Source organism: Arthrobacter sp. 3Tela_A, from assembly GCF_049311025.1.
GTDB lineage: Bacteria > Actinomycetota > Actinomycetes > Actinomycetales > Micrococcaceae > Arthrobacter_B.
Genome location: NZ_JAXIOM010000052.1, coordinates 15,436 through 27,713, shown reverse-complemented (window position 1 = coordinate 27,713; position 12,278 = coordinate 15,436). Strand labels below are relative to the sequence as shown.

General features: G+C 64.9%; 13 protein-coding genes. 8 read left to right on the top strand and 5 right to left on the bottom strand.

Annotated features, from left to right (window positions below; all coding sequences use genetic code 11):
* Nucleotides 1-294: 294 nt before the first annotated feature.
* A complete protein-coding gene (locus TVC13_RS14225; RefSeq protein ID WP_422401838.1) occupies nt 295-1,638 on the bottom strand; it encodes a replication initiator in 1,344 nt (447 codons plus the stop codon).
* Between the two features lie 263 nt (nt 1,639-1,901).
* On the opposite strand from TVC13_RS14225, the gene TVC13_RS14220 reads away from it, so the two are divergent.
* Both TVC13_RS14220 and TVC13_RS14215 read left to right on the top strand, forming a co-directional pair.
* Nucleotides 1,902-2,276, top strand: coding sequence for a nuclear transport factor 2 family protein (locus TVC13_RS14220; RefSeq protein ID WP_152225587.1), 375 nt, complete (start codon nt 1,902-1,904; stop codon nt 2,274-2,276).
* A 31-nt stretch (nt 2,277-2,307) separates the two neighbouring features.
* On the top strand, nt 2,308-2,814 hold the full coding sequence (locus TVC13_RS14215) for a GNAT family N-acetyltransferase (protein WP_422401837.1): 507 nt from the start codon (nt 2,308-2,310) through the stop codon (nt 2,812-2,814).
* On the opposite strand, the gene TVC13_RS14210 is transcribed toward TVC13_RS14215, so the two are convergent.
* Together TVC13_RS14210 and TVC13_RS14205 are read right to left on the bottom strand one after the other, a co-directional pair.
* The gene (locus tag TVC13_RS14210) at nt 2,811-3,395 is read right to left on the bottom strand and encodes a hypothetical protein (protein WP_422401836.1); all 585 of its coding nucleotides are present in this window, start codon (nt 3,393-3,395) and stop codon (nt 2,811-2,813) included. The genes TVC13_RS14215 and TVC13_RS14210 overlap by 4 nt on opposite strands.
* Nucleotides 3,392-3,991, bottom strand: coding sequence for a hypothetical protein (locus TVC13_RS14205; protein ID WP_422401835.1), 600 nt, complete (start codon nt 3,989-3,991; stop codon nt 3,392-3,394). The genes TVC13_RS14210 and TVC13_RS14205 overlap by 4 nt, the downstream gene beginning before the upstream one ends.
* 291 nt (nt 3,992-4,282) lie before the next feature.
* Between TVC13_RS14205 and TVC13_RS14200 the strand changes: the two genes are divergently transcribed.
* The 6 genes from TVC13_RS14200 to TVC13_RS14175 all read left to right on the top strand — a co-directional run bounded on the left by TVC13_RS14200 (nt 4,283) and on the right by TVC13_RS14175 (nt 10,614).
* Nucleotides 4,283-6,646: a transglycosylase domain-containing protein gene (locus TVC13_RS14200; RefSeq protein WP_422401834.1), complete on the top strand. Its 2,364-nt coding sequence runs from the start codon at nt 4,283-4,285 to the stop codon at nt 6,644-6,646.
* Nucleotides 6,647-6,778: 132 nt separating this feature from the next.
* On the top strand, nt 6,779-7,735 hold the full coding sequence (locus TVC13_RS14195; protein ID WP_422401833.1) for an ATP-binding cassette domain-containing protein: 957 nt from the start codon (nt 6,779-6,781) through the stop codon (nt 7,733-7,735).
* Nucleotides 7,732-8,613 carry an ABC transporter permease gene (locus TVC13_RS14190; RefSeq protein WP_422401832.1) on the top strand — a complete coding sequence of 294 codons (882 nt, stop codon included), beginning with the start codon at nt 7,732-7,734 and terminating at the stop codon, nt 8,611-8,613. Before TVC13_RS14195 ends, TVC13_RS14190 begins: the two co-directional genes overlap by 4 nt.
* A gap of 97 nt (nt 8,614-8,710) precedes the next feature.
* On the top strand, nt 8,711-9,688 hold the full coding sequence (gene trxB, locus TVC13_RS14185) for a thioredoxin-disulfide reductase (protein ID WP_422401831.1): 978 nt from the start codon (nt 8,711-8,713) through the stop codon (nt 9,686-9,688).
* A 102-nt stretch (nt 9,689-9,790) separates the two neighbouring features.
* The gene (locus TVC13_RS14180) at nt 9,791-10,387 is read left to right on the top strand and encodes an ArsR/SmtB family transcription factor (protein WP_422401830.1); all 597 of its coding nucleotides are present in this window, start codon (nt 9,791-9,793) and stop codon (nt 10,385-10,387) included.
* Entirely contained in the window at nt 10,384-10,614 is a 231-nt protein-coding gene (locus tag TVC13_RS14175) for a hypothetical protein (protein WP_422401829.1), read from the top strand. Before TVC13_RS14180 ends, TVC13_RS14175 begins: the two co-directional genes overlap by 4 nt.
* An 18-nt stretch (nt 10,615-10,632) precedes the next feature.
* On the opposite strand, the gene TVC13_RS14170 is transcribed toward TVC13_RS14175, so the two are convergent.
* Together TVC13_RS14170 and TVC13_RS14165 are read right to left on the bottom strand one after the other, a co-directional pair.
* A complete protein-coding gene (locus TVC13_RS14170; protein WP_422401828.1) occupies nt 10,633-11,901 on the bottom strand; it encodes an Nramp family divalent metal transporter in 1,269 nt (422 codons plus the stop codon).
* 108 nt (nt 11,902-12,009) lie between these two features.
* On the bottom strand, nt 12,010-12,255 hold the full coding sequence (locus TVC13_RS14165; RefSeq protein ID WP_422401827.1) for a PLDc N-terminal domain-containing protein: 246 nt from the start codon (nt 12,253-12,255) through the stop codon (nt 12,010-12,012).
* Nucleotides 12,256-12,278: the final 23 nt, after the last annotated feature.

The window sequence follows — 12,278 nt, the reverse complement described above, 5'->3', positions numbered from 1 at the left end:
TATGTTCCGTTCTTTATCGTGTTGGGCAGCCTCTCAATGCAGCGTCTGGCTGCGGGAGCATGGGGACCCGCTGACCGGCGGCGCCGGTCCCCGCCCCCCCCCCCCCCGGCCCCCCCCCCCCCCCCCCCCCCACAGCTGCCTCTGGCCAACTTTGTCCACTTCTGATCTCCGCGCGGCCTCCGGCCGTGCTCGATCCTCGTGTCCTCGTGCCCATGACCGCAGAGTTCGTGAACGGGTGGCGCGACAAATAGCGATGCGGTCAGTGACCGCACCGCTTTAGAAGTATGTTTTCAGCTAGTGGAGCCAGTGGACCCCTGTCATGGACGCCATCGAGGGCGGAGGACTGCGCCGTGCCCCGACCGCCATGTCTGTCGGCGATTCGTCCGCTGGAATCGAGGTCTGACCGCCATGCGGGGTAGGGGCCACGCTACTCCGGGGGCCATCGTCATTCATGGCCTTCGGGAATGCACTAAGGGTAATGGGGGAATCCACACCACATTCAGACGCGATAGGCGCCATCTGTGTTTTTCGCAGCCTCAGTTGCTCTGATTGCCCATCGGGGCGCTGTGACGACGGTTCAGCCCAGAACCTGATTGCGGCCTGCTGCTGTTCCCAACGAACACCATCGTCTTCACCGGACGTTGCTGCCCATGCAGCCCGCTCGGCTTTTAGTCGAGTGCGGTTTAGGTTTGCCAAAGACCAGCCGGCGTGAGACTTCGATTCTCGAGAGATCGTCGCCAGCGCAGTTGTCGCGCCGAATCGTTGATGTGCCTTGGACTTGCAGGTGACGGATCCGAGGACTGAACATCTCCTACACCGCATGTCTCGTGCGGCAGAGTCGAGCTTTGCAACATGCCGCCGATATTGCCGCGAGCTAGAAAGCGGCAGGGTTTCTCCCCAGGACTTCTGTGTGTAACCCAGTGTCTTGGCTAGATAGCCAATAGACCGGGCGATGTCAGTGGCGCCGGTCCCGAGGCAAGCAATTTCCTTGACATCCACCTGCTTCCCCCACCGAAACGTGACCTCTGCACGGTTAACAACGGTCTCACGTGCGACCCGCGCCAGCTCTTCCTCAGTAGGAGCAAGCGAACGTGGAACACGAACGAGGACATGCATATGTAGCAGCCCGCGCTGTTGCCACTCCCGTACCGCAGCATAGGCAAATCCGGGTATGAGTCGACGCAGCCGGAGGCGGGTGTAATCCCACAACTCGGGCATGTAGTTGTTCCACTTCACGGCGTCCAGGTAACGGTACGTGTCAAAGTCGACCGGGACCCCGGCTAGGTTCACGTCTTCATGAGTATGAATACTCCCGCAGGAGCATTGACCCATGACAGAGTCAGCACGCTTGGGAACGCGGTGCACTTTGCCAAAGGAAGGCGCGGTCAAGGTCAGCAGGTAGAAAGAGCTGTCCAAGAGGTCATTCAAAGCAACATCTCCCGAGGGAAGACACCCGGAACGAAGGATGCGGCCCCAATCGCCACGGTACTGCCTGGAACAAGAAGGGCAGTCAGATGGAACGCGTGAACCACAACGAACGAGTAAAGGAATCCCCTCCTGGCTAAAGACTGGGTGGGGTTTGACGCAGTGCTTCTCAACGAGGGCCTGTCCTAGAACATGATCCGAGGCCACACTCATGATGTGCGCCCCCGGTGCGCCCCCGGCTTGCAACGAATGCACCGAAATGGCTGCTTTCGTCCCATTGCAACGCGGAACTGCGGCGAATGGGCTGGTGGTTCAACCGTTCGCAATGAAAAGGTCAGGGGTTCGATTCCCCTAAGCTCCACACTCCCGGTTCCGTCCTCCCCGCTGCGGAGAGGGCGGGACTTTTTTGTTGCCGCAATGCAGCCCGGATATATTTGCCGCATCCATGTAACGCGCATCACAAACGCAGGGGAAGCATGAACAACAAGGAACTGGTCCTCGATTTTTACGAGAAGTACAACAACCGCGACGTCGAGGGCGTCATGGCCTACCTCGGGGATACCTATATCCAGCACAACCCCTGGGTGGCAGACGGTCCCGAGGCCTTCCGCCGCTTCGTGACCTACCTGCGTGAGAACTACCCGGACGGACGCAACGAGGTGAAACGCGCGATTGCCGACGGTGACCTGGTGGCGCTGCACGTGCATTCACGCCGGGTGCCGGGCGAAGAGGGCCGGGCCATCGTGGACATCTTCCGGGTGGAAGACGGCAAAGTGGTGGAGCACTGGGACGTCATCCAGCCCATCCCCAAGGAGATCTACCCGCCCATTAACGACAACGGTTACTTCTAAACATCGGAACACCCGCCGATAAACTGGCCGGATGCTCCCCAAGGACACCCCGCGCCTTCGCTTCCGCGAAATGACCCCGCAGGACATCGACCTCATGGCCGGGCTGCTCGGCGACCCGGATGTCATGACCTACTACCCGGCGCCCAAGACCCGGGATGAAGCGGCCAAGTGGATTGCCTGGAACGAGGCGAACTACGCGAAGTACGGCTACGGCCTGTGGATCGTTGAAACGCACGACGGCGAGTTCCTGGGAGACTGCGGGCTGACCTGGCAGAAAATCAACGGCGAGAGCACTGAGCTTGAAGTCGGCTACCACGTCCGGACGGACCGGCAGGGCGCGGGCTACGCCACCGAAGCAGCCGCCGCCTGCCGGGACTTCGCCCGGGACACCCTGAAAAGCGCCCGTCTGGTAGCCATCATCCACCCGGAAAACACGGCCTCACGCAGGGTGGCGGAGAAGCTCGGCATGCAGCCTGTGGACGAGGATCATGGCGGGCCGATTCCGGTCCGCACCGTGATGGGCATGGAACTGCGCTAAGCCGACTCCCGGCCGTGCCGGTAGCCCCGGCGCACTTCGGCGATGGCGCGGGCAATGTTCGGGTCCCGGCCTGACGCCGTCATGATCGTGTCGAAGTCGGTAAGCCCCACGTCGCCGTGCCGGCAGGTCACCTCGATCTCGGTGCGCTTGGCGCTGTGAGGACGCACGGGCTGTCCGGCGATCGCCGCATGCCCGGCCAGCGCAGCGCGGCCGGTGCGTACCATCCGCATCTCGCCGCCAACGTCGTCCCGGAAACGGAACGTCTTTCCCTTCCGGCCGGTCATCAGCGCGCGCCACTGCTCACGCTGGACCTGCGGGGCGCCCGGGAAGAACTGCGCGACGGCGTCGTTCAGGGCTGCCGTCTCTGCCTCTTCGCGCCGCGGGCGCAGGACGAGCCGCTCCCGGGCGATGAGCAGCGGATAAACCACCAGCAGGATGGCAAGCGCCACCGCAATGACGTTGAACCCGCCAAAGATGATAAACGCGGCTGCCGTGAAGACCAGCCGGCTCACTGCCTTTTCGGAATAGGAACGCGGCGGCGTATATGGAACTCCCACACGCACGCTGGATTCTTCACTCATGCCCATCCGCCTTTCAGCTCTGCCAGCGCCTCTGCTTCCCGCGCGAGCCGGGTGGCCTCGCGGAGCTCTGTATCGAACGGATTGCCGGCACCGGCCGAGGCAGCGCCGGATGCTCCGCCCAGACCGTCCAGCCGTGCACGGCTTTGCTCCACCGTGACTGCCAGCCGCAGTTCGGCCTGTGCCTTAACCAGGTCCGCCAGCAGCTGGTGGACCTTCTGGCGGCGGGAGCGTATTTCCGCAAGGTGCCCGGTGGCCATTTCTTCCCGGTCAGTGGCCAGGGTATGCATGCGCCGGGCTGTTCCGGCCAGCGTCAGGATGGCAGGTGACGGGCCAGCCGGGAGTACGGATTCAACGGCTTCGCGGCGCAGGCGGTAGGCCTCGGCAACCGAGGCGAAGTGGGCTGCTGTCTCGGCCGCTACCCGTTCCTGTTCCTCCAGAGTCCGCTCTGCGGCCCGGGCCGACGCCATGGCCGTGTCCAGCCGGGCATGGATCTCTTCGTGGTTGGCGCGCGGCGGGGGAAGGGTGCCGCGGCGTGCGTTCAGGCTAGTGCGAAGATTGCCGTGCAGGCGACGTAAATCGTGGAGTAATCGGTCCATGATTCTCCTCGGCCGGGGTTGGTGCCGGACTCCCGATACCGTCCAGCTCTCCGCCTGCGGCTGCCGAATATCAGAAGGAAGTGTGCAGGAGTCTAGCAGTGGCCAGGCGCTGCCGGGATGGGGTTGCGGAGATTAGTTGGTGCCGGGGCTTTAGTGCTTCACGGCGTGAGTCCCGACACTCTGTGCGAGCCGCAATTATCGTCATTTGCCGCGTGATCGCAACGCTACCGGCGGGTATGGGTGCGTAAACAGATCCGGAAATCCCATCTGCCTGAGTTATGCTCCCATATCATGGCTGCGCGTAAATCCTCCGTGTTCACCACGGCAACCACTTTCGGACGCCTGCTCTCCTTCCTGGGAGTCAGTGTGCTCTGCGGTGTGCTCACCGCCGGGCTGTTCGTGCCCATGGCTGCAGGGGCCGGATCCGCGGCGTCGGCGTCCATTACCTTCTTCGACGGCTTGCCCGCCGACCTGGAGCGCGCCACCCTGGCAACGCCAACCCGGATCCTGGCAGCGGACGATTCGCTGATCGCCACCCTGTACGAGGAGAACCGGCAGCCGGTCACCCTCGACCAGATTTCCCCGCACATGCAGGACGCATTGATCTCCGTCGAGGATTCCCGCTACTACGAGCACGGGGGCGTGGACATGCAGGGCATCTTAGGTGCCCTTGCGAGCAACGTCTCCAAAGGAACCAACCGCGGCGCCTCCACCATCACCCAGCAGTTTGTGACCAATGTGCTGGCCAACGGATCCAGGGAGCGCGGGGAAGAAGCGGTCTACAACGGCAGCAAGAACGTTTCCGACAAGGTCCGCGAAGTCCGGCTGGCAATTGCCGTGGAAAACGAGATGACCAAGGATGACATCCTTGAGGGCTACTTCAACATTGTTTCCTTCACCGGGAGCACCTACGGCGTTCAGGCAGCATCCAAGTACCTGTTCAACGTCGATGCCAAGGACCTGAACATCCAGCAGAGCGCACTGCTGGCCGGACTGGTAAAGGGTCCCAGCGTCTACGATCCCGTCACCAACCCCGACCTGGCAATCGAGCGCCGCAACGTGGTGCTGGGCACCATGCTCGAACACGGCAAGATTGACCAGGCGCAGTACGACGCCGCTGTGGCCTCCGGCCTGGACCTCACCATCACGCCCACCCGCCAGGGCTGCGTGGCTGCCGAGCAGGCACCGTACTTCTGCTCCTACGTGGAGCACCTGTTCCTGAACAGCGAGGAGTTCGGCGACACCCGGGCGGAGCGCGAGTCCGTGCTCTACCGTTCCGGCCTGACCATCAAGACCACCCTGGACCCCGCCGTCCAGGAAGCTGCCCAGACCGCAGTCAATGAGACCGCCAACCCGGACACCACGGCCGGCCAGGTGGGCCACTCCATGATCAGCCTGCAGCCGGGTACCGGCAACATCCTTTCCATGGCGCAGAACACCCGCTTCACACCTGGGGAAAACCCCGGGGATTCCATGCTGAACTTCAACGTGGACCAGTACCAGGACGGCGATCCGGAGAAGAGCCTGGGCGGTATCGGCGGGTTCCAGCCCGGCTCCACGTTCAAGCCCTTCACCGTGGCTGCCTGGGTAGACGCGGGCAAGTCCCTGGGCACCCAGCTGGACGGCCGCAAGAAGACCTATCCCCAGGGTGACCGCTGGACGGCCAGCTGCCTCGATGGGGGAGCCTTCCCCATCGGTGAGCCGGAAGGCTGGACGCCGCAGAACTACGGCGACACCAACTACGGCGATGCCACCGTGCTCCGCGGCCTGGCCCAGTCGCTGAACACCATCACCTTCTCCACCGCCAAGCAGCTGGACCTGTGCCGCATCATGGAAATCGCCGAAGATATGGGCATCCATAACGGCAAGAGCGCGTCAGGCGAGAACGAGCCGCTGGACATCAAACCGTCGGCCCTGATCGGCGGCGTCCAAGACGTGTCCCCGATGGCCATGGCCCAGGCCTTTGCCGGCTTCGCCGCTGAAGGCAATGTGTGCGAGCCCCGGGCGCTGCTGGAGGTCACTGCCGCCAACGGCAAGACCTACGATGTGCCGGAACCGCAATGCGAGCAGGTGATCTCCAAGGAGACTGCCCGCGGCGTGAACTACGCAACGCAGGAAGTCATGAAGTCCGGCTCCGGTTCGCTGCTGAACTACGGGGGCCAGCCCATGGCCGGCAAGACCGGCACCAATGACTCCCGGTCGCAGACCTGGTTCATCGGCTACAACTCCGGTATGGCCACCGCCAGCTGGATCGGCAACTGGAAAGCCGGAACCGAGTCACTGTCCGGGCTGGAAATCGGCGGCCGCCTCTACCCGGAAATCGACGGTTCGCTGATCGCAGCCCCCTCCTGGGCCAGGTTCATGCAGCAGGCAGGCAGTCTGTACCCGGGTGAGCCTTTCGCCAACCCGCCCAGCAACCTGCTGATGAACCCGAACCCCAGCCCGAGTCCGTCGGAATCCGAGGACGCTGAAGAGGACGAGGAGAAGCCGACCCCCAAGGCATCGGCCACCCCCGCCCCGCGCCCGACGACAGCTCCCGCCCCGGCTCCGGTGCCGGAGCCCACGCAGCCGGAAGCCCCGGCTTCGACGGATCCGCCCGCCGCGGTGGTGCCTGTCCCGGACGAGTCCAAGAAACCCGAGGCCGGCAGCCAGTAGCAGGTTTTGCCACCGCGTGTAAAAGTCGCGTGTCAGGACGCAGGGCCCCCGGGTCGGATAGTGTTTCCGCTCGGGGGCTTTTTGCTGCCCCGGCCGCCCGCAGAACGGCGGGGAACTCATCTGGAGGATGAAGTGACGCAGAACCAGCCGGCCATCTCGGTGCGCGGACTGACCAAAAAGTACGGGTCCAAGACCGCCGTGGATGACATCTCCTTCGATGTGGAGGCCGGCAGCGTCTTTGCCTTCCTGGGCACCAACGGAGCGGGCAAGTCCACCACCATTGGCTGCGTCACCACAGTGACCCCGTTCGACGCCGGCACGGTGGAGGTCTCCGGCCATAACGTGCGCAGCGCCGGGGAGCACGTGCGCCGGGACATCGGCGTCGTCTTTCAGGAATCGGTCCTGGATCCGCTCCTGACCGGACGCGAGAACCTGCGCGTCCGTGCACGCTTCTACTCCTCGAACAAGGCTGAAAACGAGGCGCGGATCAATGAGCTGGCCGAGCTGGTGGAACTGGAAGAGTTCATCGACCGCCGGTACGGAACCTACTCGGGCGGCCAGCGGCGCCGCGTCGACATCGCGCGCGCCCTCCTGCACGCACCCCCCATCATCTTCCTCGACGAACCCACGGCCGGGCTGGACCCCGCAAGCCGCGCGATCGTCTGGAAAACCATCCACGATCTCCGCGACCGCCACGGGCTGACCGTCTTTCTCACCACCCACTACATGGAGGAAACCGAGGAAGCGGACCGGGTCTGCATCATTGACGACGGCCGGATCATCGCCGACGGCACCCCCACGCAGCTGCGCTCCAAATACTCCAGCAGCATCCTCACTGTCACCACCCGCAACCGGCCGGGACTCGAATCCCTGGTCCTGGAGCTTGGCGGGCACCTCAGGGGCGGGGACGGCGACGCCTTTCGGATCGGCGTCGAAACCGCAGACACCGCCCGCCGCATCCTGGAACGGCACGGCGAGGACATCCTGGACTTCGAATTCCGCCACGGCACCATGGACGATGTTTTCCTCGCCCTCACCGGCAGGGAAGCCCCGGCGGAAACCGCAGCACCCGAAGGAGCCGAGAAGTGAACGTTGTCCTGGACATCACCACCCGCAACCTGAGGCTCTTCTTCCGCGACCGGCTGGGTGTGTTCTTCTCGCTCGTCTCCGCGCTGGTGGTGTTCCTGCTTTACACCCTGTTCCTGGGCAATCTGCAGACCGAAGGCCTGGGCGAATCCTTCCCGCAGGCCACCGAGGATGAAATCCGCGGCTTTGTGGACAGCTGGATGTTCGCCGGGATCCTCGGGATCACCACCATAACGACGGCGCTGGGCGCCATGGTCGTGTTCGTGGAGGATTCCGGATCCGGCCGCTTCCAGGATTTCCTGGTCTCGCCTATCCGGCGGGAGAGGCTGATCCTGGGCTATCTGCTCTCCGCTGTGCTGATCTCCATGATCATGACCGCGCTGGTTCTGGCCGTGAGCCTGGCTTACCTGTTTGTGGTCAGCGGCGTGACCATTGCGCCGGTTCCCCTGCTGAAGATCTGCGGCTACCTGGCGCTCTCCTGCTTTGCCTTCTCAGCCCTGAGCGCCTTTGCTGTCTCCTTCATCCGGACGGCCGGGGCCTACTCTGCGCTGTCCACCATCGTCGGCACGGTCCTGGGCTTTATCGCGGGCTCCTACATCCCGGTGGGCAACTTCCCGGAGGGCGTGCGTGAATTCGTGAGCGCCCTGCCGTTCCTGCAGTCCTCCATGCTGGTCCGCCAGGAAATGACCGCAGAGACGCTGCCCGCCATGACCGGGGACCAGCCCGCGGCCATCGAGGAGCTGCAGAGCGTCTTTGGCATCACCGCCCAAGTGGGGGACTGGCAGGTGGGCACCGGATACGTGATCTTTGTGCTGGCGGCCATGACCGTCGTGTTCACCCTGGTGGCCGCTATCCGGATCCGCGGAAGGGTCCGCGCCTAGCCGGGTTCGGCGCCAGTCCTGCTGCCGGCTTTGCGGCGGGCTCTGGGCAGTGCTGCCCGGCGGTTCCACACTTGAGGAACCGCCGAAAGGAGCAGCCATGTCCACCGACTCTGTGATCATCATCGGCTCCGGCCCCTCCGGGTACACCGCCGCCATCTACGCTGCCCGAGCAGGGCTATCCCCTCGCGTTATGGCGGGGTCCGTGACGGCAGGGGGTGCGCTGATGAACACCACCGAGGTGGAGAACTTCCCCGGCTTTCCGGACGGAATCCAGGGGCCGGACCTGATGGAAGCCCTGAAACGGCAGGCGGAGAAGTTCGGTGCGGTGGTGGAGTTCGACGACGTTGCCTCCGTTGACCTTGCCGGGCACACGAAACGGGTGGCCACGGCGGCCGGTACCATCAGGAAGGCCCGTGCCGTCATCCTGGCCACCGGCTCGGCCTACAAGGAACTGGGGCTGCCGGAGGAGAAGACGCTGAACGGCAGGGGAGTCTCCTGGTGCGCCACCTGCGACGGGTTCTTCTTCCGCAAGCAGCACGTGGTGGTGGTCGGCGGCGGTGACTCCGCCATGGAGGAGGCCCTGTTCCTGACCCGCTTCGCGGATTCCGTGACCGTGGTGGTGCGCCGAAACCAGCTGCGTGCCTCCCGGATCATGGCTCAGCGGGCCAAATGCCACGCCAAGATCCAGTTCGCCTGGAACAGCGAGGTCACCGCCATCCACGGTACGGACAAGGTCACCGGGCTGACCCTGACGGACACGGTGACCGGCCAGACCCGGGAGGTGGCGGCGTCGGGCATCTTTGTGGCCATCGGACACGTTCCGCGTACCGGGCTGCTGCGCGGCCAGGTGGCCCTCGACGACGCGGGATACATCAAGGTCGCCGCGCCCACCACGCAGACGGACGTGGACGGTGTTTTCGCCTGCGGGGACGCGGTCGACCACCGCTACCGGCAGGCCATTACCGCCGCCGGCACGGGATGCTGCGCGGCGCTCGACGCCGAGCGGTACCTGGCCGCCGTGCAGGACGCCGACGCGATCGCCACGGCCCTGGTCGAGGGCGCCCTGGACGACTAACCCCGCCGCCCCCATCGAGATAACCGAGGGGGAAGAGCAATGCAAGAAGTGCTTGCAAAGAAAGCCTTGCAAAGGGTTCTTTGCACGCGTAGGCTCGCGGGCATGGAAGAGCAGTCACACCCGCAGAACGGCCAGGTTCTGGACGTCACCCGCCTAAAGGCCCTGGCCCACCCGATCCGCATTGCGCTCCTGGAAAGCCTCTCCCGCTACGGGGCGCAGACCGCCTGCGGCGTCGCGGACCACCTGGGTGAGTCCAGTGGATCCACCAGCTATCACCTGCGCCAGCTGGCCAAACATGGTTTTGTACGCGAGGTGGAAGGGCGCGGAACTGCGCGGGAACGCTGGTGGGAACGGGTTCCCGAGCCGATCCAGACCACGTCTGAGATGGCCAAGTCCCCGGCCACACGGGACGCCACCAGGATCCTCGCAAAAACGGTGACGGACGGCCGCTCCCAGACGCTGAATGACTTCATCAACCACAGTGAGTCCGTGGCGGATGACTGGGCCGAAACCTCCATCATCATGGGGCTGACCCTCCACCTGACGCTGGAGGAGGCCAAGGAAGTCTCCCGCCAGGCATCAGAGCACCTGGAGAAACTGCTTTCCCCGTACCGCGGGCGCAGCGGCGGCGGCAATACCCGGCCCGTGGAGCTTCACCTCAACTACTTCCCCCTTATCGATCCCGGAGACCAGTCATGAATGCTGTGATGAGCTATGCCACCCTGGCCCCGCATTCGAGGCCAGCCATCAACCCGCCCGTCCGTCCCACCGGCGTCGGCCGTCTCTTTGTCACCACCGGAGAGCTGCTGATCAGCCTCGGTGAGCGCACGGCGAGGCGTCCGCAGCCGGACGTGGAACTCCTTGCCGCGCACGCCGAGGAGCGGCGCGATCTTGAGGCGCGCGCCCACTCCGGGCTCTGGCCCTAAGCTGCGGCTCGTCCACGGCTACCCGGCGCCCGTAAAGGTCAGGTACAGCAGCACCACGTTCAGCGCGATAAGCAGCCCGGCCACCACGACCCCCAGGGCGGTGGTCCACCACCGGTTCCGGTGCTCACCCATCAGGTCCGTGCGCGAGGTCAGCCACAGCAGCGGCACCAGGGCGAACGGAATGCCGAAGGAAAGCACCACCTGGCTCAGCACCAGCGCCCATGTTGGATCCACGCCGGCAGCCAGGATCGCCAGTGCCGGCAGCAGTGTAATCAGGCGCCGCAGCAGCATGGGAATGCGGACCTTGAGCAGTCCCTGCATGATCTCCGCGCCGGCGTAGGCGCCCACCGACGTCGAGGCCAGGCCGGAGGCCAGCAGGCCAAGCGCAAACAGGAGTGCGACGCCGCCGCCCAGTGCGCCGCCGATCGCGGCGTGCGCTCCCTCCAGCGTGTCTGTGCCCTCCACCCCCTGAAGGGATGTGGCAGCCAACAGCAGGATGGCGAGGTTGACCGTACCGGCCACAGCGAGGGCAATCGTCACGTCCCAGCGGGTGGCCCGGATCAAGGTGGAGGTAGTGAGCCCGGCGCTGCGCTGCGGGAACCGGTCCCGGGTCAGCGCCGAATGTGCGTAGATCGCGTGCGGCATCACGGTCGCGCCGAGAATCGAAGCGGCCAGCAGTACGGAGCCGGGCCCGTCGAACCGCGGCACCAGCCCTTCCGCCACGGCGGCCGGGTCCGGCGGAGCAACAAAGACACCGGCGGTAAAACCAATCGCGATGATAGCCATCATCGAAACGATCACGTACTCAAAGCTGCGATGCCGCCCGCTGCCCTGGACAGCGAGAACGGCCATGGACACTCCGCCGGTAATGAGACCGCCAAGCAGCAGTGGAAGGTCAAAAAGCAGCCACAGCGCGACGGCGCCGCCAATCACCTCGGCGACGTCTGTGGCCATGGCCACCAGTTCCGCCTGCAGCCAGTAGAGCCTCCGCCCGGCCGTCGAGCGCACCCGCAGACCGAGCAGCTCAGGAAGGCTTCGTCCGGTGGCCAGACCCAGTTTGGCCGAAAGGTACTGCACCAGCCACGCCATCACGTTTCCGGCAACCACTACCCAGACGAGCAGGTAGCCGTAACGGGCGCCCGCGGTCATATTGCTGGCCACGTTGCCTGGATCGAGATAAGCCACTCCGGCTACCAGGGCGGGACCGAGGAGCCAGGGCAGGCGGGTAGCCGCCTTGGGCCGGACGGTCCGGGGCGCAGGGTCCGTGGGGGCTGCCTTGCGGAGCATACGGCCAACGTAACACCATGAGTTCGGACTGCCTAACAGTTGCGTGCAGGTGTGCGCAACAACTCGGGGTTTTGTTCCCCGGACCACCGGGCCACCGAGCCTACGGGCCTAGCCGAGCGGCTCCGGTCCAGGGTCTGGTGCGGCCGCTGCCCTTGAGCTGTGCTGAAGCACGGCCAGCCACGCCAGGGCGCCGGCAACCGGCAGCAGCAGCACCACGGCGAACCACAGCGCCCGCCGGGCGCCGGTGGTCTCCTCGGTCCGGAACAGGCTGACCAGAGCGCCGGCAGTCAGGGTCAGGACCAGCAGCGCGAGCAGCACGCAGGCTGGAATCCACATGAGGATATCTACGGACATGGCGTTCAGGCACTTTCAGGCAG

What these genes read in the sequence shown, in the direction of transcription:
- TVC13_RS14225 (WP_422401838.1), bottom strand. Translation starts at nt 1,638, where the DNA reads ATGAGTGTGGCCTCGGATCATGTTCTAGGACAGGCCCTCGTTGAGAAG.
- TVC13_RS14220 (WP_152225587.1), top strand. Translation starts at nt 1,902, where the DNA reads ATGAACAACAAGGAACTGGTCCTCGATTTTTACGAGAAGTACAACAAC.
- TVC13_RS14215 (WP_422401837.1), top strand. Translation starts at nt 2,308, where the DNA reads ATGCTCCCCAAGGACACCCCGCGCCTTCGCTTCCGCGAAATGACCCCG.
- TVC13_RS14210 (WP_422401836.1), bottom strand. Translation starts at nt 3,395, where the DNA reads ATGAGTGAAGAATCCAGCGTGCGTGTGGGAGTTCCATATACGCCGCCG.
- TVC13_RS14205 (WP_422401835.1), bottom strand. Translation starts at nt 3,991, where the DNA reads ATGGACCGATTACTCCACGATTTACGTCGCCTGCACGGCAATCTTCGC.
- TVC13_RS14200 (WP_422401834.1), top strand. Translation starts at nt 4,283, where the DNA reads ATGGCTGCGCGTAAATCCTCCGTGTTCACCACGGCAACCACTTTCGGA.
- trxB (WP_422401831.1), top strand. Translation starts at nt 8,711, where the DNA reads ATGTCCACCGACTCTGTGATCATCATCGGCTCCGGCCCCTCCGGGTAC.
- TVC13_RS14180 (WP_422401830.1), top strand. Translation starts at nt 9,791, where the DNA reads ATGGAAGAGCAGTCACACCCGCAGAACGGCCAGGTTCTGGACGTCACC.
- TVC13_RS14175 (WP_422401829.1), top strand. Translation starts at nt 10,384, where the DNA reads ATGAATGCTGTGATGAGCTATGCCACCCTGGCCCCGCATTCGAGGCCA.
- TVC13_RS14170 (WP_422401828.1), bottom strand. Translation starts at nt 11,901, where the DNA reads ATGCTCCGCAAGGCAGCCCCCACGGACCCTGCGCCCCGGACCGTCCGG.
- TVC13_RS14165 (WP_422401827.1), bottom strand. Translation starts at nt 12,255, where the DNA reads ATGTCCGTAGATATCCTCATGTGGATTCCAGCCTGCGTGCTGCTCGCG.